Below are 26,580 nucleotides of genomic sequence, written 5' to 3'. Positions count from 1 at the left end.
GAAAGTGTTGATTTTTGTTAATTAGTTATACAATTTGTAAAGGATGGTGGAGTATGATTAAGAAACCGCGATGTGTGCCGAAGGAATTGTTGAAGAAGAGGTCTTTAAACGCTCGCATGAGGTTGGTTGATAGTGATTTGTGGACTTTAGAGAAGGGTTATGCCGGTGAGGTAAAATTCGATGCTCTAACAGATGAGATGCTCCAGAGCAAGTGCAATATCATTAATGGGCTGTTGCTCAAATCAGGAAATAGTACATTCCAAATTGACAAGATCCTCATTTTTCAAAAGAAGATTTACCTCACAGATGTAAAAAATTTTGAAGGCGACTACCACTACGATTCTGATGGGTGCCTAAGAAAAGCTGATAAATATATAAAGGATCCACTTAACCAGTTAGCACGCGCGGATGACTTAATCCGCCAATTGCTCCAACAATATGGATTTCATTTCCCAGTCGAATCTTACTTGGTTTACATCAACCCCGAATATACACAATATAATGCTCCTCAAAATGAATTTGTTATATTCCCAACACAACTCAATCGTTTCTTGAAAAAATTGAATTCCGAGTATTCCAAGCTAAACGAAGGCCACGAGAATCTTGCCAATTTATTGGTATCCCTTGACCTGGTGGATTCACCATTTGCGACGTATCCTGAATATAGTTATGATGGGCTTCGAAAGGGTAACAGTTGTGGGACATGTAATAGGTTGTCTACCTTTGTGAAAGGAAATAAACTTGTGTGCGGAGATTGTGGTGCCGAGGAGCCGGTGGATGCAGCTGTAATGCGGAGTGTGCGGGAGTTGATAATGCTATTTCCGGAGATGAAGATTACGACGAATTTGGTTTTTGAGTGGTGTGGTGGGGTTTTTCCTAAAAAAATGATTAGAAGAATTTTAAAAACGAATTTTAATGCAATTGGCAAAGGGAAATATTGTTATTATGAGAAATGAGTCATTGTAATTTACCTATATTTCCCCAAACCTTTAAGATTAACGGTCCATGGTCACTATGGGGCTTTCATAGTGACCATGGACCAACTTATTAGACCAACTTGGACACTATATAGTTTTTCATAGATACCTACGTCCTATTTTTTCCTGCGACTCGGTCATTATAAGCCTTTCTAGTTACCCAATTCTGGCTTTTTCCTGCGACTCGGTCACTATAAGCCTTTCATAGTTACCCACTTCTGGCTTTATCCTGCGACTCGGTCATTATAAGCCTTTCATAGTTGCCCACTTCTGGCTTTTTCCTGCGACTCGGTCATTATAAGCCTTCCATAGTTACCCGATTCTGTTCTTTCTCCGCGACTCGGTCATTATAAGCCTTCCATAGTTACCCGATTCTGGTTTTTCTCCCCGACTCGGTCATTATAAGCCTTTCATAGTTACCCAATTCTGGCTTTTTCCTGCGACTCGGTCACTATAAGCCTTTCATAGTTACCCACTTCTGTTCTTTCTCCCCGACCCGGGCACTATAAGTCTTTCATAGTTACCCGATTCTAATTTTTCTCCCGACCCGGGCACTTTAAGCCTTTCATAGTTCCCTACTTCTGTTTTTTCTCTGCGACTCGGTCACTATAAACCTTTTATAGTTACCCACTTCTGGCTTTTTCCTGCTACTCGGTCATTATAAGCCTTCCATAGTTACCCGATTCTGGTTTTTCTCCGCGACTGGGTCACTATAAACCGTTTAAAGTTATCCACTTCTGTTCTTTCTCCGCGACCCGGGCACTATAAGCCTTCCATAGTTACCCGATTCTGGTTTTTCTCCCCGACTCGGTCATTATAAGCCTTTCATAGTTACCCACTTCTGGCTTTTTCCTGCGACTCGGTCACTATAAACCTTCTATAGTTACCCACTTCTGGCTTTTTCCTGCGACTCGGTCACTATAAGCCTTCCATAGTTACCCGATTCTGGTTTTTCTCCGCGACTCGGTCACTATAAGCCTTCCATAGTTACCCGATTCTGGTTTTTCTCCCCGACTCGGTCATTATAAGCCTTTCATAGTTACCCGATTCTGGTTTTTCTCCGCGACTCAGTCACTATAAGCCTTTCATAGTTACCCAATTCCGATTTTTTTCCGCACCTCGGGCACTATAAGCCTTTCATAGTTACCCACTTCTGTTCTTTCTCCGCGACCCGGGCACTATAAGTCTTTTATAGTTACCCACTTCTGGCTTTTTCCTGCGACTCGGTCACTATAAGCCTTCCATAGTTACCCGATTCTGGTTTTTCTCCGCGACTCGGGCACTATAAGTCTTTTATAGTTACCCGATTCTGTTTTTCCTTCACGACTCGGTCACTATTAGCCTTTTATAGGTACTGCAACTCATTTTTTTAGCAAATCAACTATCGACCAAACCCTCAATTACCCCTTTTAATAAAAACAAAAAAAACCAGCCGCTGTCTCACACCAAACGGCTGATTCCCAAAAACACTATTCACCCTACCCCCGCCCCAACAACCAGAGCGGCTCCCTTTTTCAGAGCCAATTTATTGACCTCAATTAAATGTAACTTATTCTCGCCAAGTACCTTCCGCAGTGATTCAATAATCGAATCCTCAGAGACGATCTTAGAAAACTCCAAAAAAGCCCCTAAAAGTATCATATTAGCCACCCGGGAGTTGCCTAGGTCATTGGCCAAATCCGTGGCTGGCAGCTCGACTACCTTGATGTCCGTTCGCTCTGATACCTTCATGACTAAAGAAGAGTTCACGATCAGCAGCCCGCCGGGACGGACCCGCGGTTCGAACTTATCAAACGAAGGGTTATTTAAGACTATCGCTGTTGTTGGCTGCGTCACTACCGGCGAGCCTACAGGGTCATCACTTACCACCACTGCGCAGTTGGCCGTCCCGCCCCGCTGCTCCGGTCCATAGGACGGCAGCCAGGAAACGCCTTTTCCCTCTATCATGCCGGCGTAAGCAATCAGCTGGCCCATCGACATAACGCCCTGTCCGCCAAAGCCGGCTATAATCATTTCCTCGAGCATGGTTTAACCCCTCCTTTTTTAGTTCACACCGCCATTGGCATTATTTTTATAAACGCCAAGCGGATAAACCGGAACCATTTGCTCTTTCACCCATTCCAGAGACTCAGAAGGGTCCATTCCCCAGTTAGTCGGGCAGGTCGAAAGGATCTCAATCATCGAAAAACCCAGCCCTTTCTTCTGTGTTTCAAAAGCGCGTCGAATCGCCTTTTTGGCTTTCCCAATATGCGGAACATCATGGGTCGACACCCGCTCGATATATGCCGCGCCATCCAATGTCGCAATCATTTCACAAACCTTAATCGGCGAGCCCTGAACTCGAGGATCCCGGCCAAACGGAGTCGTCGCTGTTTTTTGACCAATCAAAGTGGTCGGTGCCATCTGCCCGCCGGTCATGCCGTAAATGGCATTATTGACAAAAATAACGGTAATATTTTCGCCTCTGGCCGCAGCGTGAATGACTTCACTAATGCCTATCGAAGCAAGGTCGCCGTCCCCCTGATAGGTAAACACAAAGCGGTCAGGCAGCACCCGTTTCACACCGGTTGCCACAGCCGGTGCCCGGCCGTGGGCTGCCTGGGTCATATCACAATTAAAATATTCATAGGAAAGCACGGAACAACCGACCGAGGCCACGCCAACAGTATCTTCCAGAATGCCCATTTCCTCCAAAACCTCGGCCACTAAGCGGTGGATAACCCCATGGGTACACCCAGGACAGTAATGAGTAGGTTTATCTGTTAATCCGGTTGTTTTTGTAAATACGGTCTTCATTTTCATACCGAAACACCTCCGGCAACTGCGATGATTTTTTCAAAAATTTCTTCCTGGGTCGGGACAACACCGCCGGTTCGGCCGAAGAAGTCTACCGGGGCATGGCCGTTCACTGCGAGTCTGACATCCTCAACCATTTGGCCGGCACTCATTTCAACCGAGATATAAGTCTTCACATGATCACGAGTCTCAAGGAATGGTTTATCCGGGAATGGCCATAACGAAATTGGCCGAATCAACCCGACTTTCAGGCCCGCTTTACGAGCCCGCTTCACGGCATTCATCGTAATCCTAGCCACTGTGCCAAATGCAACCATAATATAGTCCGCATCATCGACCATAAACGTTTCATAGCGGACTTCATTTTCCTTCATCAACGAGAACTTTGCCTGCAGATTCCAGTTGCGCTTCTCAAGGGTTTCCGCATCGAGATCCAAAGAGCTAATCGTCTTCGGGCCGCCGTCGCCGCGAGTGCCGGTCGTTGCCCACTCCTTCTCAAACTGCCTGACGACAGACCGCTCAGTAAACTCGACAGGTTCCATCATTTGTCCAAGCATGCCGTCACCTAACAAAATAACCGGCGACCGATAGCGGTCTGCGATATCAAATGCCTCCTGGGTCAAATCGACAATTTCCTGAAGGCTGGCCGGAGCCAATACCGGAATATTGTAATCTCCGTGGCCGCCGCCTTTTGTCACCTGAAAATAATCCGATTGCGCTGGCTGAATATTCCCCAGTCCCGGGCCGCCGCGGGCAATATTGACGACCACTGCCGGCAGCTCTGAACCTACCAAATACGAAATGCCCTCCTGCTTTAAGCTGAAACCCGGGCTTGATGAAGAGGTCATCACCCTGACCCCTGCGCTTGCTGCACCGTATACCATATTGATTGCCGCGATTTCACTTTCAGCCTGCAGGAACAGTCCGCCAACTTCAGGCAGCCTCCTTGCCATGTAGGCAACAAGCTCGCTTTGCGGCGTAATCGGGTAACCGAAAAAATATTTACAGCCGGCATGAACAGCCGCTTCGGCAATTACTTCATTTCCTTTCATTAACACTTTCCCCATACCAAAAACTCCCTTCTCTTACACAGTTTGCAGAACCTTTACCGGCCGGTACACCGAGATGACACTATCCGGGCAAGCTTGAGCGCACTTAGCACAGCTGATGCAATGCTCCTGATCGACGACGGTGGCTGGGCGGTAGCCTTTGCCATTTAAATAGTCTGCTAGAAAAATAACATTCGTTGGACAAACCTGAACACAAAGGCTGCAAGATTTACAAATATCTTCATTAAAAAGGACTCGTTTTTCCACGGAATTCACCCTTCCCAAGGTAATTTCATAAACCGCTGTATATAGACAACTTCATGACTCTGCGCAAAATTCTCTGCTTGATTTTTCAAATGACTGGAAATGGTTGTATATAATAAAGGGATCTTCAGGTGCTGTGCCACCCGCTCGCTTAACTCTAAACCTCTAAAAATATCATCCACCGAAGTCTCCAGTCCGATATTGGAATTGTTAATCACGCCTGTCACCTTCAAGCGGGAAGCATGCTCAATTTGGTCAATCGTAACTAAGGCTCCCTCTAACGTACAGACATAGGGCCGATTCCCATTCAGGACAAACCAAACTTCAGGCTGCAGGTCCTTCCACTCATGATAATATTGTCCGAGCGCAGTTGCCCCGTCCTTGTCACCGCCCGCATCGACAATTAGCACATAGCGCGGGTCGTGGATTACCCGATAGATTTCACCGGAAACAATCGGCAGGTCAGATGTCGCCAAGCGGCTCTGCGGAGCGATTAATTCCACATCATGCTCCTTAAAAATGGCTGCCACATCACGCGAGCGATAATATGGATTAATGATATCCAAATCGTTGATTGCCACCTTCTCATGCTTTTTCCTTACAGCTAAAGCATGATTAATGGCCAGCTCTGTTTTGCCGCTGCCAAAATGTCCTGTAAAAATAACCACTCTATTAAAATCCAAGTTAAATACTCACCACCTATATGTAAGCGTTTGCAAACTGTATTCCAAAAATTTCTTTAAGTCTATTATAAAATAATGCCTACGTGGCCCGCTTTGACTTAAGTCACAGGGTTAAAAAGAAAGAAGCTCCGAAGAACTTCTTATCCCACCTTCTCGATGGAAATTCACGCTATGACATAAACGAAAGAATCACTTTTTGCGGCAGTTCAGCCAACTGGTCTGACTTGCTTTTCAGTCTTTCGCACGATGGCATTTCAAAGGAAAAATCCTCAACAGTTGCCGGAATAACCCCTTCTTGCTGCAACTGCTTAAATACTCTTTCCATGGCCTCATCAGTTGAGATCTTTTCTTCAGAGCCTTCTATTTGAAAGCATTCTACGCAAGTTTCAATGATATTCTCTTCAATTTGTTCCTGTGCAAAAATTAACTTTGCACCGGCAATCGCTTCCACTTCTTGATTTTCTAGTTCAATAATTGTTGTAATATTCATGTCCAAATACCCCCAGTATTTTACTGACACCATTATATAAAATTTATCCCTTTATAAATGGTGGAAACGGCTTTTTTCACGATTTATTCACATGTTTTTGACAAATTTCTGTCTGTTTACAACCTGCCCCATCGCTCGGTATGTATACGTATCAACTCTTAAATTGGACGGATACTAAGAGTACCAACAAAAGGGTGGTTTACAAATGGAGAAGATTTTCAAGATTTACCGGGATGACCTGAAAAGTATAACCTCGAACTGGGCTGCGGCCATTATTATCATGGCATTAATAGTGCTTCCGTCCTTTTATGCCTGGTTTAACATCAAGGCGTCCTGGGATCCGTACGGCAATACGAAAGGACTTCCGATTGCAGTAGTAAACGAGGACAAAGGGACTGTGATCAGAGGGAAGTCGATTAACATTGGGAAAGAAGTAATCAACTCGCTTAAGAACAATAATTCACTTGGCTGGAAATTCGTGAATGCCCCGGAGGCCGATAAGGGGGTCAAACGCGGAAAATACTTTGCCAGCATTACGATTTCAAAGGATTTTTCCGAAAAAATCGCAACCGTCTTAAGCGATAACCCGGAAAAGCCACAGCTTACTTATGTCGTGAATGAAAAAATTAATGCGATTGCCCCGAAAATCACTGCCAAAGGGGCAACTGGAATGAAAGAGCAAATAACAAAGAATTTTATCAAAACAGCCAATGGGGTCATCTTTGATATTTTTAACGAGCTTGGCATCGAGCTGCAAAAGAATTTGCCCTCTTTCGAAAAACTGAAGAGTATGATTTTTTGGTTAAACGACCATTTATCAGAGGCGGAAACGATCATGAATACGGCAGCTGAAGATGCACAGCAAGCGGAGAAAATAGTCGCTGATTTGCAATCATTTGTAACAGAGGTGGAAGGCACCATCGTTCAAGCCCGCGGGCTATCGGAAAAGGTCAATGACTTTTTGGACAGTAATCAAGAGGCGCTTGCTAACCTTGCGCCAACCGTCAAACAAAATCTCATTTATCTGGAGCAGATATCCGCGGGGGTCGAGGAAACAACAGGCATATTATTGTCAACCACTGCCAGTGTCGAGGAGAAAGACAGTGCTCTAAATGATGGAATACACCGCTTATCAACTATGGCAAAAATAGAATCACTTTTCATCAATCTGTTTGACGGTCTCAATGGACTTGGGCAGACAACAGTCTTTGATTCTGAAATCAGCAGGTTATCACAGCAAAAAACGGACGCACAAACCTTATTGCAAAATCTGCAATCTATTCAAGGTGCTGCAGCCCCTGCAGAGGAGATGTTACAAAAAATCAATCAACGGGCAGCGGCAGCGAATACTGCTCTTGGCGAACTAGTAAATAATTATGATGCAGCAATTGCACCGAAATTTGCAAAGATAACACAAACAGCCAAAGCACTGCCACTTAAGGCAAATGAATTTTTTACAAATGCAGACGAGACTCTGCCTAGAGTTAAGAAAATCCTGAATGATGCCGCTGGAGGGATTGCCATCGGAAGACGAGATTTGGCACTCTTGCAACAGGACTTTCCAGCCATTAAGCAAAAAATTACGGAGCTGGCGGCGAAAATTCGTGAGTTTGAACAAACCGAGGACATCCTAGATATTATTGATTTATTACGGAATGATGTAAAAAAAGAAAGCGACTTCTTTGCGGAGCCTGTCCTGTTAAAGGAGAAAAGACTGTATCCCATCCCTAATTACGGCTCGGCGATGTCGCCATTTTTTACTACCCTATCATTATGGGTTGGTGCGACGCTGTTGATCTCCTTAATATCCGTTGAGGTGCATGGCCTGCCAACACACTATCGGCCAAACCATGTTTATTTGGGCAGATTTCTCACCTTTTTGACAATTGCCCTGTGCCAATCCTTGATTGTGACCTTGGGTGATATATTTCTGCTAAAAACATATGTGGCCGACAAGCTATGGTTTATCCTATTTGGATTATTGTGCAGCGGGCTATTTATGTTAATCATTTATACGCTGGTGTCGATTTTAGGCAATGTCGGCAAAGGTGCAGCAATTATATTATTGGTTCTGCAAGTATCGGCGGCAGGTGGAACCTTTCCAATCCAGGTGATGCCGGCATTTTTTCAAAAAATTAATCCGTTTTTGCCGTTTACCTACGCCATCAGCCTGATGCGGGAAGCAACCGGCGGCATTCTATGGGAAATCGTGAAAAGAGATTTGGCCGTGTTCTTGGGAATTGCTATAGTCACATTACTGTTCGGCTTAGTCCTGAAAGAACCAATTGAAAAATATGGCGGAGGACTAAAACGGAAAGCGACAGAAAGCAGACTCCTCCACTAATAGGAAGAATCTCCGTTTTATAATAATTCGTTTAAAACAACAAATACTATTGGAACTTACACCATGAGGAGGTTACTGCAAGTGTTTAAAAAGACCGCCATGCTCTTTTTTATCACCATCCTGTTGGTTTGGCACATGCCTGCTTCTCATTTCTTTGCTATGGTTCCTGCAAATGAGCCGACGATACAATTACGGCTGTTAGAGACATCCGATTTACACGCGGACTTAATCAACTATGATTATTATCTTTCAAAAGTGAACAACAAGGTTGGCCTGGTGAAAACGGCAACGCTCATCCGTCAGGCCCGAAAAGAAGTGCAGAATTCCCTGTTATTTGATGGGGGCGACCATCTCAAAGGGAATCCACTTGGAGAATATCTCGCGAGGATTAGAGGGATTTATAAAGGAAAGGTTCACCCTGTTTACCGCGCTTTCAATCATTTAAACTATGATGCGATTGCGATAGGCAACCATGAGTTTAATTATGGATTGAAATTTTTAAATGCCGCGTTAAAAGGCGCAAAAATGCCAGCGATTAATGCCAATGTCATTTCGGTAAAAACGAACACTCCCTATTTTAAACCGTATGTGATTTTAAAAAGGAAGTTTACCGACCTAAATGGAGAAACTCATGATTTGAAGATCGGTGTGATTGCGCTAATGCCGCCGCAAATCATGAAATGGGATAAATCCAATTTGGAAGGAAGAGTCTTCCCTAAGCCAATTGTCGATGCAGCGAAAGAGTATGTACCGATTATGAAGGGTGAAGGAGCAGATATCATCGTTGCCCTTGCTCATACCGGGATTAGTGCTGAATCTTATTCTCCCGATACCGAAAATGCGGTTTATTATTTAACAAAAATTCCGGGTATTGACGCCATTCTCTCTGGACACTCGCACAGCGTTTTCCCCGGACCAGTTTATGAAAAACTTCCGAAAACCAACTTGGAAACCGGTGAAATTAATGGCAAACCCGTGGTGATGCCTGGTGCGTTCGGTAGCCATCTTGGAATCATTGATTTAAAACTCAAACAGAAAGATGGAAAGTGGAAGGTCATAAAAGGAACATCATTCGCCCGCCCAATTGCCGATGATGATGGCAATCCATTGGTGAAAACGGATAATGCCTTATTTGAATTGCTAAAACCTGAACACAAAGAAACGGTAAATACGATTAGAAAATTAGAGTCTAGCTTCTTCTAACAAAAAAATTCATATTGTATTCATTGTCTTTAAGCTGATAATGAATACAATATGAATCGTTATTATATGACTAACAAAATGATAAAATAAATGGCCATTGTTATGAGCCCCACTGGCAATCCGAACCGGGCCCATTCTTTACTAGTAATATTTAATTTTCCGGCTGCAATGATATTAGGGATGTTTCCGGGAATTAACATCCCACCGCTTATGATCAGACCAAGCAATACTGCTTGGATTGTTTTAGCATCCATTGCGGGGCTAATTTCTGCTGCCGCTAGTGTAGCATTATCCAAAATGGCGGAAATCATATTAATCCAATATAACAATGCCGGGTGAAGCCCAATTATGTATTCATTGATTAACGGCTCAAACCCATGTCCCAGGAATGTCAGCCCCATCACAAATAAGTAAATTTTTGCTGAGCGAATCACGATTTCTTTGTAGCTTTCAGTCTTTTGTTCTGATTCCAAACCACTAGAAGATTCCACTGGCTTGACCAGAAATACGGTTAGTAAACCAAAGATCAACACCGCCGGAATAACCTCAACACCAATCAGGCGAATTAAATAGAAAAAGTCCTCATTTAATTTACTAATCGTAATCGTGGATAATGGCTCGCCAATCGGTGTTAACACTGCCCCAAGGCCAATTGAAAAACAGGCCAATACGGTAAGACGTATCTCCGCTTTACGGTCAAGCGGCAGCACATTGATAATAATAACTAGTACAATTGCGGCAATAATAGCGGTAATAATACTAGAAACCAGTCCTAACACGATTACTGTTAAAGCAAAAAAGATGGGTGGTGACATCTTTTTAAACAGGAACAGGATAGACTTTTCGAGCGGGCCTTGAAGCCATTTACATAATAAGCCGGCAACTAAAACCGCAATGGTAATATTGATTGGATCGATCAAAGCCTTTTCAATTAAGTGGAAATCCATCATCCCACTAATGGAAGCCGCGGCAATTCCCATAATGAATAAAAAAATCTCCAAATTGTGCTCTACCTGTTTGACAAAAAAGGGCAAAAACAAAACCAACAGTAAAATAACAACTAAACCAATCATTTTTCTCCAAATCCTTATTAGTAGATTTTTTATGAATATAAAACTATTATAATATTTTTTTAAATAGTTTGACAAATCATATGAAAAATCGCCAATCGGCGAGCCCCTAAGGACGGTTCATGAGGAGTCGTTAATTCCTATTAACAAAAAAATACTGCCTGTTAAGGGGCAGCACTTATGGTATTCATTCGTTTCAATGCACTATGTTTCAGGTCTGGGGTAAAGAAGGTATAACAGCCTCTGCCTTCTTCCTTTGATTGGTACATGGCTATATCAGCATTTTGAAAAAGAGTATACATATCCTCACCGTGAGAGGGATATAAGCTGATTCCGATACTCGGAGTTATTTTAAAGCTTTGACCGTGTACCGTAAATGGCTCATCCAGTACCGATAAGATGTGTTCACTTAACAACGCTGCCTCCTCGGGATTACCAATACCTGGAAGAAGAAAAATAAACTCATCACCGCCCAATCGGGCAATAACCTGTTCCTCACCCTTGGTTGACCTTAATCGTTCTGCAACACATTGTAGTAACAGATCCCCGGCATGATGTCCTAAACTATCATTGACAATCTTGAAGTGATCCAAATCTAGAAGCAGGACGCCAAGTAGCGGTTCGTCCATTTCTATTTCATGTTGAAATTTTTCAAGATAAGACTGAACAAACCAGCGATTGGGAAGTCCGGTCAAGGCATCATAATAAGCCATTTGGGCAATCTTTTCCTGAGCTTTTTTCAAATCGGTAATATCCAACCCAAAACCAAGCAGATACTCCTTATCAAATTCCGGGAGCTCAATAATCGTTTTCCCGGTAAACATATGGGACTCCCTTCCTTGGAAACCAACCTTTATTTCCCTTGTAATCAGACTGCGGTTCTTCCAAACCTCCAAATCTACTTTTCGGTTCAGATCAGCAATTGGTTTCGGGAAAAAATCATAGACAGTCTTCCCAGCCAAATCTTTCAACTTCATCCCATTTAATTGACATGCCTGTTTATTGGCAAATACGGTTCTACCCTGTTGGTCCTCCAAAAAGACATTAATCGGCAGTGAATCAAGGATCATTGAGTGCAAAGATTGATTCACTTGGAGCTTCCTCTCCAGTTCCTTTTCTCTCTCTTCCAGCTCTCTGATTCTTGATTTCAATTCTTCTATGTTCTCAACATCAGGTGATGGTTGGTTCACGATAGGATCCCTGCCTTTTTAAACGTTCTAAAAATTATTTAATATAACCCTATTTTAACTTTATTTTAAATGCAAATTTTTTTCAATTCTAACAATTTAATGAAAATAACCTCGTTGATTATTGACACTTAATGTTCAAGAACTTCACGTTTTGTTCATGTTTAAGGAAAAGTTATTTTTTTATAATAGTAGTAATGAAGATTATTTTAATAGATAGGTTGTGTGATAATGGCAAAATTACTTTATATTTCGGCTAATCCGAAAGGCCTTGAGAAATCCAAGGGGTTGAAAATTGGAGAAGCCTTTCTTGATGCTTTCCACCAGGAACGCCCGGAGGTAGAAATAAACAGAATTGATTTATTTTCTTTGGATTTTGTGCAAATGGATGCAGACTTGGTGTTTGCCCGCGGCAAACTAGCAGGTTATGGCTATACATTGGATCAGCTTTCAGAGGCTGAACGGGAAAAAATCCTGAAAATGCACGCGCTTGCGGATGAATTTATCGGCTATGATTATTATGTATTTGTTTCGCCAATGTGGAATTTAAACTCTCCTGCTGTGCTAAAAGCGTACATTGATACCCTGTTTATTGCCGGAAAAACCTTCGTTCATACGGCGAACGGGCCTAAGGGGCTGCTCTGCGGAAAACGTGCCATTCATATCCAGACTAGGGGCGGACAATATACTGGCACCCCAATGCAGGAACTCGAGTCTGGCGACCGTTACTTAAGAATCGCCATGAATTTCCTTGGTATTGAGATGATGGATACCGTCATTGCCGAGGGCTTGGATTTAAATCCTCGGAAAGCCCCAGAAATTGTAGCGGCAGCGACAGAACGAGCCATTTTGGCTGCGAGGGATTTGGCCAAAACTCCGATTACAGTATAAAAAAATAAACTATTGCTCAGAAACATTATATCGGTCTATTATTAGCGAAAAATAGGAGGGTGGGTACAAAGGCCTCCTTTTTTTTGAGCTTTTCCGCTTATTTTCCCGGAAATAATTATAAATTATGTTGTAACTTGTGGAAATCCGCTGTAAAATTTTCCTAAGAGCTCCTATTGGACGGTGAAGCAAGTGGAAGTGACGAAGCATCTTTTTTTAAATCTCTCCTTTCTCGTGATTTCGCTTTTTTTTAGTTTAATTTTTATAGATAAAAGTAACAAGTTAACCCTGTCAAAATCCTCTATTACATTATTCTTTATTGCAATGCTATGGATTTGCATTCAATTCTCCTATAGCCCTATTTCTTATGCAAGATTCGACTTGCGCATCATTCCTTTAGTAGTTGGCGGTTTATATGTGGGCGTGGGCCCGATCCTTGTTGCCGCTATGCTCATCCTTCGAAGTATATATGGGATTAATTCAGGTCTTTTCCTGACGATGCTGCTCTTTATCCCTTATGCCCTCGTCGTTTGGCGGATGCACCAATGGTTTATAAGGCAGCTGCCGTCCCGCCGCATACTCATAGCCATTTGTGTTGGAATGGTACTCGCCGCCCTTACAGTCTTCGGTATGGTACTATCCGATACCCATTCAAATTGGTTCGACGTCTGGTTTGCCTATATGGTGATCCCTGCAACCGGCATTGGAATTGCTGCTTATTCAATCGAATTTGTCAGGAAAAATGATGAAATGCGGCAGCAGCTTATTAAGGCGGAAAAATTAAAGGCGGTCGAACAAATGGGGGCAGCCATTTCCCATGAGATTCGCAACCCTCTGACAGCGGCAAGCGGATTTGTCCAACTCCTTGAAGACGATTACCTGCCGAGACAAAAGCGAAAAGAGTATCTATCAATTGTAAGGGATGAATTAGTTTCTGCGGAGCGGGTCATCCAGGATTATTTGACATTTGCCAAGCCGGCGATTGAAAAATTTGAGGACTTGAATGTCAAAAGTGAACTGAAGCAAATCATCAGCATTGTTCAACCACTGGCCAACCAGTATTCGGTGGAAATACTAACGGATTTCTCGGTGTTAGGCATTATTAGAGGCGATCGGCAGAAATTCCGCCAGTGCTTTGTGAATGTACTTAAAAATGCCATTGAAGCCATGCCAAATGGCGGCTCTTTGATGGTTTCAACACAATATAGCCAAGAATACGTATCAGTAACTGTAAACGATACTGGAGTTGGCATGACTACTCAACAGCTGGAGCGATTAGGTGAACCCTTCTATTCGACGAAGGGCAAAAATGGTACCGGCCTTGGGATGATGGTGGTTTATAGTATTGTCCGTGCCATGGATGGCTCTATTACCGTTGAAAGTGAATTGGATGTTGGGACCACTTTTTCATTTAAATTTCCTGCTCTCACCTCGATCATCAGAAAAGAACTTCAGTATGACTAGAAACCGACGGCAATGCTGCCGTCGGTTGTTTGTTTCCACGATTATTTTCCAATAAACATCTGTACCCAGTGCTTTCCAGAAGCTTCATAGCCAATCCCTATATGGGTATAACTGGCGCTTAGGATATTTTTCCGGTGCCCTTCACTATTCATCCAAGCAGTGACGACCTCTTGTGGTGTTTGCTGTCCTTGGGCAATATTTTCACCTGCAGATTTATAGGTTACACCAAAATCCCTCATCATGTCGAACGGTGAACCATATGTTGGGCTGGTATGCGAGAAATAGTGATTTTGCTGCATATCCAATGCTTTCTTCTGCGCTACACTGTTTAACTGCGTATCAGCCTTTAGCGCCGGAAGACCATTTTTACTACGCTGCTGATTCGTTAAATCAATAACCTGTTGAACATATTGGCTGTTCCCTCCAGTAGCCGGAGTTGTACTTCGTTGTGCCGGCTTTTGTGGAGGTGTTTGCGTCTGTGGTGCAGGCTGGGCTTTCTGTTGTGGAGCTGGTGCCGGTGACGGCTTAGCCTGTGGTGCTGGTGTTGTTTGCTTAGGCGCAGGCTGGGCTGGTGCAGGCTGGGCCTGCTGTCCCGTTGGTGCCTGGGCTATTGGGTTTTGGAAATTAAAGTTCGGAGGCAGATTAATTACCCCAGTTTGGAACCAATTGCCTTGTTTTGGGTCAATCTTCACATACTGATATTTTGCGTCTCTGATCAGGATTGCTCTCGTATGTGGATACTGATCACTATTTAAATTGGTTTGGTAAGCCGAAATCATGTCATCATTGTTTCTTCTGTTTTTCCGGTTGTTGTCGTTGCCGTCAAACAGGTTCAAATCAAAATCATGATCGTTTCGGTTATCATTAGTCAAGTTCCGATCTAAATCACTGTCGTTGTTATCATTATTGGTATAATCCTCTGTAAGCGGTCCGTTGTGGTCAATGCCATTATCCTTGCCGTTGCCGACATTAAAAACCCCATTGTCACGGTTATTCATGCCCACTCGATCATTATTCAAGTCATTTTTATCATTGTTATTACAAGCGACCAATCCTATTGACAGGATGGCCGTTACCATCATCGTTGCTGATTTTTTTATCACTCGTCAAACCCCCTTTTAATTAAAAAAATCATTTGTCTTGCATCTTTAGTTTTAATTTTTTTAACAAAAGTATTAATGGGAAATAACGTATGTAGGACCAATTTCCTAAATAAAAAAAAACAGACGCAATCTGCATCTGTTAGAGGTTAGCGATTAATATTCAAAATAAATTTATACCGGTCCGCACGGTATACAGATTTTACAAATTCAACAGGGACCCCGTTTTCAAGATAGGTGGTAAATTCAATGAGCATCACCGGTGCCCCTTTGCTAATTTGCAGCAATTTTGCTTCATTCTGACTGGCAATCGATGATTCAATGACTTGAGATCCACTGGCAATACTTAATTTCAGCTGCTCTTGAATATAGGCATAAAGCGACTGATTGACAATGTCTTCGGTAATCCCCTGAAGCAAATCAGCGGGGATATAGGTTGTTTCAATCGCCATGGGGACACCATCCGCTGTGCGAACACGCTTAATTTCATAAACAGGCGCCGATTCAGGGATCGAAAGCTGTTGGGCAATATAGCCAGCAGCAGCATTCGTTTCAAAATGAATGAGCTGACTGCCCGGTTCCATCCCCATGACTTTCATTTCCTCAGTAAAGCTCCTCAGCCCTTGGAGCGGCTGTTCAATTTTCCGCTCGGCCACATAGGTTCCCTTGCCTTGAAGCCGGTACAAATATCCTTTATTAACAAGCTCTGTATAAGCCTGTCTGACCGTCATCCTGCTGATTTGAAACTTTTCCGCATACTCCCGTTCCGGAGGCAAGGCATCATCCGGACGCAAGTCACCCTTTTCAATTAACTGTATAATATGTTCTTCAAGCTGATAATATAGCGGTATTGGGGAATTTTTATTTATCATTCTCCATGGAACACCTTTCTCTTTTATACTTATGGTATCTATATTAAACGAAAAGGGCCGCTTTGTCGGCAATGATTGTGACATTGGGATGTTTTTTTAATACAGATGCTGGAAATTGCTCCGTGATATCGCCGTTTAACAACTGGTCCAAGGCTGCCCGCTTATTTTCCCCTGAGATTAACAAAAGGATTTCTTTGCTGCGCATGATACTTGCAATTCCCATCGTAATCGCCTGTGTTGGTACATCTTCAATTTGCTCAAAGAATCTGGCATTTGCTTCAATCGTTGAAGCGGCCAATTGAACGATATGGGTGGTGGAATCAAATGAGGTTCCTGGTTCATTAAACCCAATGTGGCCGTTACCGCCAATCCCAAGAATTTGCAAATCAATACCGCCATGGTCGGCAATCAGGTTTTCATAACGGGCACACTCTGCAGCCATATCGTTTACATTGCCATTCGGAATATGGGTATTGTTCTTATCAATATCAATATGGTCAAACAGCTTGTCATTCATAAAATATCGGTAGCTGTTTGGGTTGTCACCCGTAAGCCCAATGTATTCATCAAGATTAAAGGTGGTGATGTTTTGATAGGATGTTCCATATTGTTGATGGTCTTTGATTAAAGACTGGTAGGTTCCCACCGGCGTTCCGCCTGTTGCCAGTCCCAGATTCATGCTCGGGTTTTGGCGAATCTTTTCAATGATCATTTGGGCGGCTTTTTGGCTCATGTCGTTATAGTCTTTTACTTCGATTAGCTTCATTGATCTTCCATCTCCCTTTTAAAAGCTAGTCCTCCTCGACAATAAGTCATGGAAACCTCCATGTTATCATCTAGGACTACGATGTCCCCGTCTTTCCCCTGGGCAATACTGCCCTTTCTGTCATACAAGTTTAGCTGTTTGGCTGGATTCACTGAGGCCATTTCCACTGCCTCTGCCAAAGTGCAGCCTGCAAAATTAACAATATTTTTAACACCGTGCCCTAACTTCAAAATGCTCCCCGCAAGAGTACCGTCAGCAAGCACTGCTTTTCCGTCCTTAACCGTTACTTCCTGGCCGCCAAGGTCATACTGACCGTTTTTCAGGCATTTTGCCCGCATAGAATCTGTAATTAAAATTAATCCATCACTGCCCTTTTGTTGGTAGGCAAGTTTCACCATTTCTGGACGGGAGTGAACGCCGTCCACAATGAGTTCGGCTTTTAGTTCGTCTCGTAAAAAAGCGGCACCGACAACTCCTGGCTCACGGTGATGCAGCCCCCGCATTTGGTTATACAGATGGGTTACCTGACTGGCACCAGCCTCAATTGCTTGTCCGACCTGTTCATATGTTGCATGGGTATGTCCAAGCGAAGCGATGATGGAGTTTTCCTTTAAGTAGCGCACCATCTCCATACCGCCAGGTTGTTCCGGAGCAACAGTGACCTGCTTGATCGTGCCATTCGCGATTTTCTGCCATTTTTTAAATAATTCCAGGTCTGGGTCAATAATATACTGCTGCGGCTGAGCCCCAGCCATATTTGGATTTACAAACGGTCCTTCCAGATGGACACCAAGAACTTCTGCTTGACCCTCGGATGGCTGATCTATTACATATTGGGCGGCATTTTCCAACGCCTTTTCAATTTGGCCTGTTTCCTGAGTCATAGTCGTTGCCAAAAAGCTAGTGGTCCCTTCTTTTGGCAAGGCAGTTGCCATTGTATCAAGGGCTTCTTTTGTAGCATCCATTGTATCGGCACCGGCCGCTCCATGGATATGGACATCAATAAAGCCGGGAACAGCATGGTAATCAGACGGCAGGACTACTACGTCAAAGCCTGTGTCTTCCTTGAGGTCTTCTACCGCCCCTACTTCGATAATTTTTTTATCACTTATTTTTATATAGCCATTTTCAATAATTCCAGTTTCCGAATAAACACGCATACCTTTGAGTAGAATAGGCTTAATATCCATGTTCAAAACTTCCTTTCGGTTGATACGTTCATTTTAGCATGCACTAGGTATAGTTGTCTATACCAATTAATACAAGAAAAAATCGACAGGTACTTCTTACCTGTCGATTTTTTATGTGGAAATTAACGTCCCGCATCTCATCATACAAATACTTCAGAGTCTTCATTTTGGAAGAAGCTCTTCATCGCATGGAATACGTCAGCTTTCTGCTTGAGGATATAGTAGCGGAACCGCTCATCTTTGATGTTTTTATAGGCGGACATGAGCGTCGAATGCCGGTTATACTGATTGACCTCCCCATAGCCGAACATATTGGACAGCTTCATTAATTCCTCCACCAGCTTGACACAACGTGCATTGTCTGATGTCAGATTATCCCCATCGGAAAAATGGAATGGGTAAATGTTAAACTTCTGTGGTGGATATTTTGTTTCAATAATTTCCAATGCCTTTCGGTAGGCAGAAGAACAGATTGTACCACCGCTCTCACCCTTGGAGAAGAAATCTTCTTCCGATACGACCTTGGCTTCGGTATGGTGGGCAATAAATTCAATTTCCACTGTTTCATACTTCGTCCGTAAAAACCGTGTCATCCAGAAGAAAAAGCTGCGTGCCATATATTTCTCCCAAATCCCCATACTGCCGCTTGTGTCCATCATTGCGATGACCACCGCTTTGGAATCCGGCTTGACGATTTCATTCCAGGTCTTAAATTTTAAATCTTCCTTATAAATAGGATGAAAGGCTGGCTTGCCGCTCATTGCATTTCGTTTAAAGGCGGTCATCATTGTGCGTTTCTTATCAATATTCCCCATTAGTCCGATTTTCCGGATATCATTGAATTCAATATTTTCGACAAGATGCTCCTGCTCTTCTTTTCGTTTTAAATTGGGAAGCTCCAGTTGCTTGAATAATGCTTCCTCCAGTTCCATAAGTGAGACTTCCGCTTCAAAGTAATCTTCCCCGGCCTGGTCTCCTGCGCCTTGCCCTTTTCCCGGCCCTTTTTGCCCGCTCGATCCGTCACGCGCCACTACGTCCCCGATTTGACTGTCCCCGTCACCTTGGCCCACGTGTTTGTTTTTGTCATAATTATAACGAATTTTATATTCGTCGAGTGAACGTATTGGAATTCTTACCACATCGCGACCATTAGACATGATGATGCTTTCTTCTGTAATTAAGTCAGGTAAATTATTGCGAATGGCCTCCTGCACTTTTTCCTGATGCCGCTGCTGGTCATCGTGGCCTTTACGGTGGAGGGACCAATCTTCTTTCGAAATCACAAATTGATGGTTGTTGTCAGTCATTACAAACCCCTCCTTGAAAAAAATATTAAGTTTGACATGCACACATTGGAATCACTAACATACAATAACGCGAATGAAAAAATGGATATAAAAATGGATTACTTTATCCTATGCAGAAACAAAGAATAATTTACAAATTATTTCGACAATTAGTTAATTCGCCTATGAAAATGGACGAGCTTTTTTACTTGTCTGTTGCCTTCCGCTACAATCAACCGGTTTGTATTATCCTTTTTACATAGTTTAAATATGAAAAAAACAGACTGGCAGAGGTTTCCGCCAGTCTATTTCCATTACCTATTCAATAAGCTTCCAACATACCGTAACAATTCGTTCGCAGAGGTGGAGTTATAGCCATGTTCTTCGATTAAACGGGCTACAACCTCGTTAACCTTCTTCAACTGCTGTTCATCTGGCGTTTTTGTTGATGTAGTAATTTTGACGACATCCTTCAGGTCAGCAAACAGTTTCTTTTGAATCGCTTCCCGCAAGCGGTCATGTGAATTGTAGTCGAACCGCTTGCCTTTTCGGGCAAAGGCGGAGATTCTAATTAAAATTTCTTCCCTGAACGCTTTTTTCGCATTCTCGGAAATACCAATTTGCTCCTCAATTGAACGCATTAACTTCTCATCCGGATTGATTTCTTCACCCGTTAACTGATCGCGCATCTTAGCTTTGTTGCAGTACGCTTCTACGTTATCAAGGTAATTATCCATTAATGTCTTGGCAGACTCTTCATATGAGTAAACAAATGCTTTTTGAACTTCCTTCTTGGCAATATTGTCATACTCTTTCCGTGCCAGTGAAATATAATTCATATAGCGTTCACGAAGCTCGGCTGTGATCGATGGATGCTGGTCGAGCCCGTCTTTTAACGAACGCAGGACATCAAGGGCATTAATCGATGGAACTTCCTTACGGATAATCGTGGAGGAAATCCGGTTAATGACATAGCGCGGGTCGATACCGCTCATGCCCTCATCCACGTATTCCTTCTTCAGTTCATCAACATCAGCCGAATTAAAGCCTTCCACATTTTGACCGTCATATAGGCGCATTTTCTTAATCAAATCAATGTCGCCCTTTTTAGGCTCCTTCAAGCGGGTCAGTATCGTAAACATGGCCGCCACCCGCAATGTATGCGGTGCAATATGAACATCCGCCACATCGCTTTCACGGATCATTTTTTCATAAATTCGCTCTTCCTGGGACACTTTTAAATTATAAGGAATTGGCATCACGATAATTCTGGAATGGAGTGCTTCATTTTTCTTATTGGAGATAAACGAGCGGTATTCTGTTTCGTTTGTATGTGCGACAATCAGCTCATCTGCTGAGATTAACGCGAAGCGGCCTGCTTTGAAATTGCCCTCCTGTGTTAAGGATAGCAAATGCCATAAGAATTTTTCATCACATTTCAACATTTCCTGGAATTCCATCATCCCGCGGTTCGCTTTATTAAGCTCCCCGTCAAAACGGTAGGCCCGTGGGTCTGACTCCGAACCATATTCGGCAATGGTGGAGAAATCAATACTTCCTGTCAAGTCGGCAATATCCTGAGACTTCGGATCAGAAGGACTGAAGGTTCCGATTCCGGTCCGTTTGTCCTCGGAGAAGAAGATTCGTTCAACTAACACATCTTCAATTCTGCCGCCATATTCCTGCTCCAACCGCATCATATTGAGCGGGGACAGATTCCCTTCAATCCGGATTCCATATTCATCATGAAAATCCTTACGCAAGTGATGCGGGATCAAATGAAGTGGGTCCTCATGCATTGGGCAGCCCTTTATCGCAAAAACGGACCCCCGTTCTGAATGCGAATATTTTTCAAGGCCTCTTTTTAACATGGTTACAAGCGTGGATTTACCGCCGCTTACCGGGCCCATCAACAGTAATATCCGTTTTCTGACATCTAAACGTTTCGCCGCTGGGTGAAAATACTCTTCTACGAGGCGTTCCAAAGCTTCTTCAAGTCCAAATAATTCATTGCTGAAAAAATTGTATTTCTTCGTCCCATTAACTTCTTCAATTCCAGCATCTTTGATCATATTATATACTCGAGAATGTGCCGACTGCGCTACCCATGGCTTTTCCTTTAACAACTGTAAATAATCGGAGAATGTTCCTTCCCAGCGAAGTTTTTCCTCTTCTTCACGATACCTCTCGATTTTTCTTAAAATATCCATATAGCCCTCCCCCTGTAGTTAATCAGAGACGATTAATATACTCTATGCACTTGGTCAATCGAACATGCGTCACGATGGGTTGTTTTTCTTTTTTTGCTATGTTTATAACATCTAACCCTTTTCATTTTTTTAAGTTAGGCTATAATATTACTATATGTGTATTAACGAAGGGGGATTTACATAACATGAGCTTATTCTTAATCCTATTAGTCATGGTCGCATTTTTGGCTGCAATCTTCACTTCAGGGTATAATGATAAACCAGGTGCATAGATGAAAACTCGCCGACTGGCAATTCCGTTAGGACGGTTCATGAGGCGCAGTTCTAATTTATGCGTGCGAAGCTTAACAAAAAAATGGCTGCCTTTTTTATGGGCAGCCATTTTTTTATCTTAAATCCAGTTTATTTTTTTGAATGAATTCCTTCATATACATCCTTGATTTGCGCTCGAGCATGTTGGCCATTTGTTCAGTCCAGCGGTCCGCTCTCTTTCCGCCTGTTCTTTCGCGATAGTAGTTCGAAATGAGTTGGTCGTATTCTTTTAGCTGGTTCAGATAGGTCTCTTGATCCTGCTGATATTCATCCTCGTGATAAATGTGTTCAAACGGAAGTCTTTGTTTTTGCCCGGTTATGTTCGTCGGATAGCCAACGGCAAGACCAAATAACGGAATGACCCGCTCCGGCGTTTTCAACATGTTTTGAACTTCTTCCAGATTGTTGCGGATGCCGCCTATGTAACAAATCCCCAGCCCCATTGACTCAGCAGCAAGGGCCGCATTTTGCGCTGCCAGCGCTGCATCAATCAAGCCAACCATAAATTTCTCTGTACTTTCAATTGATGGGAGTACATCTTTTTGCTCCTGCTCACCAATAAGGGTATGGCGATAAAGGTCAGCACAAAACACAAAGAAGTGACCATTGTGTTCCACATATGGTTGATTACCCACAACCTCCGCCAACTTCTTCTTTTTCTCTTTATCCTTGACGCCGATAATCGAGTAGGCCTGGATAAAACTTGACGTCGAAGCAGCCTGGGCGCTTTCGACAATTGTTCTTATTTGCTCATCACTTAATGGCTTGTCCTCAAACTGCCGAAGTGAGCGGTGGTTGAGGATGGTTTTGATTACTTCGTTCATTTGAAATTCGTCCTTTCTTTTTTGAAAAAAAGAGGCCCTGTTGCCGGACCCCTTCCTTCTATTTTAGATTTGGATAGTTTTGCTGCCTTAAGGCTTCGTAAATCAAAATCGCCGCTGTGTTGGATAAATTCAGAGAAGAGACATTATCGTTCATCGGGATTCTTAACGTGACATCTTTATTTTTTTCAATGACCTCTTGTGGCAGCCCTGTTGTTTCGCGGCCGAAAATAAAAAAGTAATCCTTGTTGTGGTCGCTGTAATCAACAGCTGTATGGTCCTTTTGGCCAAGTTTAGTTAAATAGAAAAATTGGCCGCCGGCATTTTTTTCATAAAAGTCATCTAACGAATCGTAAGTAAGGATATTTACGAATTCCCAATAATCAAGGCCGGCCCGTTTTAACGTTTTATCCTCGAGAGAAAAACCTAATGGGCGGATTAGATGAAGCGTAGTATTAGTTGCCGCGCAGGAACGGGCAATATTACCGGTGTTTGCCGGGTTTTCTGGCTGATATAAAACTACATGCACTGGCATGACTTTCACCTCAAATTAAAACTCTACCTGCTATTATACCACTATCCTTTTCCCCTTCAAGAACACAGCCTCATCCATCCACAATGGTGTAAAACTTGTACTTAATATTTGGGGTATAGGCAGAGGAATCCTCATAGGCCCAATAGCGCTGCCTGCTGTTGTAGGTGTGGGCATTCACAAGCGGCATCCCGTATGCATCTTTTCCAGTCACTATCGTATTGTGGTTGAACCTGCCGTCCCCCTCGAAATCATAGCAAATGATATCCCCTAATAGCAATTCGTCTGGGGAACTGACCTCTCTTGCCCTAAGGCCGAGCTTGGAATTTGGCAGATAGGTTTTTAACGAGTGAGCGACCGCCCAGCTGTAGCTCCAGTTTTTACTCTGCAGCCACCAGCCTGTGCCGCGATTAGGATATCCCCGCATTGGGGCCTCCCCAGCATGCAGGCATTGCGAAATAAAGTTCGTACAATCATTTTCAAATTTAATATAGGCAGGATTATAGCTATTCCACCAACGCTCGGCATACTGGACGGCATTACGTCGGTTATATTGGTAACTAATCCGTTCTTCGGTTGGCTCATCACCTTCGTCTTCCGGTGTGGAGCCTTCCGATTGGTACCCTGTATAAACAGGCGGGGTCATTTCCTCATCCATGATGAGTGCACCCTGATAGAACTTGGCGATTCTTTCCTCTCCCTCTTCCTCCATATAAAGCTCGCCTTTTTGCTTAACCAAATATTGATAATGAGCTTGATATTTAATGGTTTGAAATTCATCTTCATCGTTGCTTTCAATTATTTTTCCAGTTGCCTTCACTTTGACAATCTCAGCCGATCGTTTTGCCATCGTCTCTAGCTTCCGCTCCGCTTTTAAAAAATAATCGCTGGCACTTCGCCCACTTGAAACAAATTGCTGAACCCTGAATTGGAACAAGTCTTGAAGTGATTTATGCATATTTTCCCCACTCCCTTCCATTCATTCATATGAAACTCGGCGGCTTTTAAAATCAGAAGCAACTGAAATTTTCATAATTGGGGCTAAGGGCATAAAAAAAGAGCGAACCCTAAGTTCACTCATCTCAACTTCGTATCAATTTCAAACCTTTTTCAATTTCCTTTATAACTGCAGCATCATTTTCTCGTTCACGAGCTTTTTCCAAAGCAGCAAGGGCCACTTCGCCGCCAATTTTGCCAAGCGCCCAAGCCGCTGTCCCCTTGGCAACAGGACTTCCTTCGTTTTCTAGCACATCAACCAAGTCATCCACGGCTGTTTCATCTTTAAAATGGGCCAGGGCAATCATCGCGTTCCGTTGAATCGGCTTCTTCCCTCGCCATGAACCGGCCAGATATCCAAACTTCTGTTTGAATTCGCGATTGCTTAATTTTAAAATTGGCCTTAATAAAGGTTTAACGGCTTCGGGGTCCGGCTCCATCTCCTCATGAAAATGATAGTTCTTTCCTTTATTATGCGGGCAGGCAGTCTGGCAGGAATCACATCCATAAATACGGTTGCCGATTTTTTCACGGAATTCATCGGGAATCAGTTCCTTCGTCTGAGTTAAAAACGAAATGCAGTGCTGGGCATTGATTTGTCCGCCCTGGACCAACGCTCCGGTCGGACATGCGTCCAAGCATTTGGTGCAGTCGCCACATTGGTCCTCAACTAGTGCATCCGGCGCAAACGGTAAATTCGTAATCATTTCACCGATATACACATACGAACCGAACTCCGGCGTGATGATTGCGCAATTTTTTCCGCTCCAGCCGATTCCTGCCCGTTCCGCTACAGCCCGGTCTGACAATTCCCCTGTATCGACCATCGATTTTAACTTGGCCTCCGGTACTTTTGATAAAATAAACGCCTCAAGTTTCCCCAGCCTGTCTCGTAAAATATGATGATAATCCTGGCCCCACGAAGCACGAGCAAACATGCCCCGACGCGCGCCTTTTTTACTCTCTACGCGATTGGTCATTTTGGCAGGATAGGCAAGAGCGATGGATATGATTGATTGGGCACCATTCATCAACAACGTGGGTGTAACCCGTTTTTCAATATCAGGCTCTTCAAAGCCGGATTGGTAACCAAGCTCCTGCTGGCGAAGCAGGCGATTCTTCAATTCCAAGAACGGGTCGGCCGTAGTAAAACCGATTTTATCAATGCCGATTTCCTTACTATAGGCAATAATTTCTTCTTTTAATTTATGAACATTCATACCACAAACCTCCCTTCTTAAAAATTTGATCTATATAAAAGTTGAATTTATTGGTTTCACATCTATCTATGATAAACTATTTTCAAGCAATTTTGGAGGTGGAAACGTTGGAAATTCGTGTTTCAGCGGAAATATCAGAACGGATTCCCGATTTTAAAGTGGGAATCATTGAGTATAGTAATATTACGGTCGGGGAATCGCCACAAATGTTGAAAGGCCGGCTGCAGCTTTTTCAGGAGTCCATTTACTTTGACTTGGAGGACAAAAGTGTAGCTGACGTACCGGGAATTCACGAATGGCGAACCATTTTTAAAAAGACAGGAAAAGATCCGAACAGGTACCGTCATTCCGCAGAGGCATTATTTAGAAGAGTAAAAAAGCAAAACTATTTTGCCTCTGGTCAAAGTGCGGTGGACTTATATAATTTCTTCTCGCTGCAATATCAGGTGCCAATCGGCCTTTACGATGTCGATTTGCTGCAGGGGCCGGTGGAAATTCGCCTTGGAAAAGCTGGTGAGGAATACATAGGCCTGAACGGCAGAAGCAATTCTTTAGACCGGCTTATTCTAACAGCCGACCAAAACGGCCCGTTTGGCAGTCCGTTTGTCGATTCAGAAAGGACTGCTGTTACCTTTCATACAAAAAATGCCCTGCAAATCATTTATTTACGGCCATCAACAGACATGGAAAATGCTGACAAACTGACAGAGTCACTGATGAATATGTTCGTGCAAATCCATGGAGGCGAAGCAACATACCGAATACTAAGGTGCCAATAGGCATCTTTTTTTGACGAAGAAAATCTTTCGACAAAATTCGAGTTTTTTTCTTGACGAATGTGGAGATAGTGTGTAATATTA

The 26,580-nt window shown here is 43.2% G+C and carries 24 protein-coding genes; 6 read left to right on the top strand and 18 right to left on the bottom strand.

Features of this window, described 5'->3' with window-relative positions; translation table 11 throughout:
• The first annotated feature begins 53 nt into the window (after positions 1–53).
• Positions 54–956, top strand: a complete 903-nt coding sequence (locus tag ACZ43M_RS07860; protein WP_464506846.1) for a nuclease-related domain-containing protein — start codon at positions 54–56, stop codon at positions 954–956.
• Between the two features lie 1,494 nt (positions 957–2,450).
• Here ACZ43M_RS07860 and ACZ43M_RS07855 read toward each other — a convergent pair.
• From ACZ43M_RS07855 to ACZ43M_RS07830, 6 genes are all read right to left on the bottom strand, one after another.
• Positions 2,451–3,002 (bottom strand): 2-oxoacid:acceptor oxidoreductase family protein, encoded by a 552-nt coding sequence (locus ACZ43M_RS07855; protein WP_464506845.1) that lies wholly within the window; start codon positions 3,000–3,002, stop codon positions 2,451–2,453.
• A gap of 18 nt (positions 3,003–3,020) precedes the next feature.
• On the bottom strand, positions 3,021–3,779 hold the full coding sequence (locus ACZ43M_RS07850) for a thiamine pyrophosphate-dependent enzyme (RefSeq protein WP_464506843.1): 759 nt from the start codon (positions 3,777–3,779) through the stop codon (positions 3,021–3,023).
• A complete protein-coding gene (locus ACZ43M_RS07845) occupies positions 3,776–4,840 on the bottom strand; it encodes a 3-methyl-2-oxobutanoate dehydrogenase subunit VorB (protein WP_464506842.1) in 1,065 nt (354 codons plus the stop codon). Before ACZ43M_RS07845 ends, ACZ43M_RS07850 begins: the two co-directional genes overlap by 4 nt.
• 18 nt (positions 4,841–4,858) lie before the next feature.
• Complete coding sequence (locus ACZ43M_RS07840) at positions 4,859–5,089, bottom strand: 4Fe-4S binding protein (RefSeq protein ID WP_464506841.1); 231 nt, start codon at positions 5,087–5,089, stop codon at positions 4,859–4,861.
• A 5-nt stretch (positions 5,090–5,094) separates the two neighbouring features.
• Positions 5,095–5,769: a P-loop NTPase family protein gene (locus ACZ43M_RS07835; protein ID WP_464506839.1), complete on the bottom strand. Its 675-nt coding sequence runs from the start codon at positions 5,767–5,769 to the stop codon at positions 5,095–5,097.
• A gap of 169 nt (positions 5,770–5,938) precedes the next feature.
• Positions 5,939–6,259, bottom strand: a complete 321-nt coding sequence (locus ACZ43M_RS07830; RefSeq protein ID WP_464506838.1) for a hypothetical protein — start codon at positions 6,257–6,259, stop codon at positions 5,939–5,941.
• A gap of 205 nt (positions 6,260–6,464) precedes the next feature.
• Here ACZ43M_RS07830 and ACZ43M_RS07825 point away from each other — a divergent pair, with 205 nt between their 5' ends.
• Together ACZ43M_RS07825 and ACZ43M_RS07820 are read left to right on the top strand one after the other, a co-directional pair.
• The gene (locus ACZ43M_RS07825) at positions 6,465–8,603 is read left to right on the top strand and encodes a YhgE/Pip family protein (protein ID WP_464506836.1); all 2,139 of its coding nucleotides are present in this window, start codon (positions 6,465–6,467) and stop codon (positions 8,601–8,603) included.
• A gap of 81 nt (positions 8,604–8,684) precedes the next feature.
• The gene (locus ACZ43M_RS07820; protein ID WP_464506835.1) at positions 8,685–9,806 is read left to right on the top strand and encodes a metallophosphoesterase; all 1,122 of its coding nucleotides are present in this window, start codon (positions 8,685–8,687) and stop codon (positions 9,804–9,806) included.
• Positions 9,807–9,868: 62 nt separating this feature from the next.
• Here ACZ43M_RS07820 and ACZ43M_RS07815 read toward each other — a convergent pair whose 3' ends face one another.
• Both ACZ43M_RS07815 and ACZ43M_RS07810 read right to left on the bottom strand, forming a co-directional pair.
• The gene (locus ACZ43M_RS07815) at positions 9,869–10,879 is read right to left on the bottom strand and encodes a DUF1646 family protein (protein ID WP_464506833.1); all 1,011 of its coding nucleotides are present in this window, start codon (positions 10,877–10,879) and stop codon (positions 9,869–9,871) included.
• A gap of 161 nt (positions 10,880–11,040) precedes the next feature.
• A complete protein-coding gene (locus ACZ43M_RS07810) occupies positions 11,041–12,066 on the bottom strand; it encodes a PAS domain-containing protein (protein WP_464506831.1) in 1,026 nt (341 codons plus the stop codon).
• A gap of 228 nt (positions 12,067–12,294) precedes the next feature.
• Here ACZ43M_RS07810 and ACZ43M_RS07805 point away from each other — a divergent pair, with 228 nt between their 5' ends.
• Together ACZ43M_RS07805 and ACZ43M_RS07800 are read left to right on the top strand one after the other, a co-directional pair.
• The gene (locus ACZ43M_RS07805; RefSeq protein WP_464506830.1) at positions 12,295–12,954 is read left to right on the top strand and encodes an FMN-dependent NADH-azoreductase; all 660 of its coding nucleotides are present in this window, start codon (positions 12,295–12,297) and stop codon (positions 12,952–12,954) included.
• Positions 12,955–13,149: 195 nt separating this feature from the next.
• Positions 13,150–14,415: an ATP-binding protein gene (locus ACZ43M_RS07800; RefSeq protein ID WP_464506828.1), complete on the top strand. Its 1,266-nt coding sequence runs from the start codon at positions 13,150–13,152 to the stop codon at positions 14,413–14,415.
• A 41-nt stretch (positions 14,416–14,456) separates the two neighbouring features.
• Here the strand turns inward: ACZ43M_RS07800 and ACZ43M_RS07795 are convergent, their stop codons facing one another.
• The 10 genes from ACZ43M_RS07795 to queG all read right to left on the bottom strand — a co-directional run bounded on the left by ACZ43M_RS07795 (position 14,457) and on the right by queG (position 25,720).
• Positions 14,457–15,518, bottom strand: a complete 1,062-nt coding sequence (locus ACZ43M_RS07795; protein WP_464506827.1) for a CAP domain-containing protein — start codon at positions 15,516–15,518, stop codon at positions 14,457–14,459.
• A gap of 146 nt (positions 15,519–15,664) precedes the next feature.
• Positions 15,665–16,387 (bottom strand): GntR family transcriptional regulator, encoded by a 723-nt coding sequence (locus ACZ43M_RS07790; RefSeq protein ID WP_464506825.1) that lies wholly within the window; start codon positions 16,385–16,387, stop codon positions 15,665–15,667.
• A 43-nt stretch (positions 16,388–16,430) separates the two neighbouring features.
• On the bottom strand, positions 16,431–17,153 hold the full coding sequence (gene nagB, locus ACZ43M_RS07785) for a glucosamine-6-phosphate deaminase (RefSeq protein WP_464506824.1): 723 nt from the start codon (positions 17,151–17,153) through the stop codon (positions 16,431–16,433).
• A complete protein-coding gene (nagA, locus tag ACZ43M_RS07780; protein ID WP_464506822.1) occupies positions 17,150–18,343 on the bottom strand; it encodes an N-acetylglucosamine-6-phosphate deacetylase in 1,194 nt (397 codons plus the stop codon). Before nagA ends, nagB begins: the two co-directional genes overlap by 4 nt.
• A gap of 140 nt (positions 18,344–18,483) precedes the next feature.
• A complete protein-coding gene (gene yhbH, locus ACZ43M_RS07775) occupies positions 18,484–19,650 on the bottom strand; it encodes a sporulation protein YhbH (protein WP_464506821.1) in 1,167 nt (388 codons plus the stop codon).
• Positions 19,651–19,943: 293 nt separating this feature from the next.
• Entirely contained in the window at positions 19,944–21,839 is a 1,896-nt protein-coding gene (locus ACZ43M_RS07770; RefSeq protein ID WP_464506819.1) for a PrkA family serine protein kinase, read from the bottom strand.
• Positions 21,840–22,225: 386 nt separating this feature from the next.
• Entirely contained in the window at positions 22,226–22,975 is a 750-nt protein-coding gene (nfsA, locus tag ACZ43M_RS07765) for an oxygen-insensitive NADPH nitroreductase (RefSeq protein WP_464506818.1), read from the bottom strand.
• Positions 22,976–23,033: 58 nt separating this feature from the next.
• Positions 23,034–23,507, bottom strand: coding sequence for a tRNA (uridine(34)/cytosine(34)/5-carboxymethylaminomethyluridine(34)-2'-O)-methyltransferase TrmL (trmL, locus tag ACZ43M_RS07760; protein ID WP_464506816.1), 474 nt, complete (start codon positions 23,505–23,507; stop codon positions 23,034–23,036).
• Positions 23,508–23,577: 70 nt separating this feature from the next.
• Complete coding sequence (locus ACZ43M_RS07755; RefSeq protein ID WP_464506815.1) at positions 23,578–24,462, bottom strand: amidase domain-containing protein; 885 nt, start codon at positions 24,460–24,462, stop codon at positions 23,578–23,580.
• A gap of 124 nt (positions 24,463–24,586) precedes the next feature.
• Positions 24,587–25,720 carry a tRNA epoxyqueuosine(34) reductase QueG gene (gene queG / locus ACZ43M_RS07750; RefSeq protein WP_464506813.1) on the bottom strand — a complete coding sequence of 378 codons (1,134 nt, stop codon included), beginning with the start codon at positions 25,718–25,720 and terminating at the stop codon, positions 24,587–24,589.
• A gap of 107 nt (positions 25,721–25,827) precedes the next feature.
• Between queG and ACZ43M_RS07745 the strand changes: the two genes are divergently transcribed.
• Positions 25,828–26,499 (top strand): B3/B4 domain-containing protein, encoded by a 672-nt coding sequence (locus ACZ43M_RS07745; RefSeq protein ID WP_464506812.1) that lies wholly within the window; start codon positions 25,828–25,830, stop codon positions 26,497–26,499.
• Positions 26,500–26,580 lie beyond the last annotated feature (81 nt).

The organism is Neobacillus sp. B24 (assembly GCF_055381825.1).
This window is presented reverse-complemented; position numbering and strand designations above follow the sequence as displayed.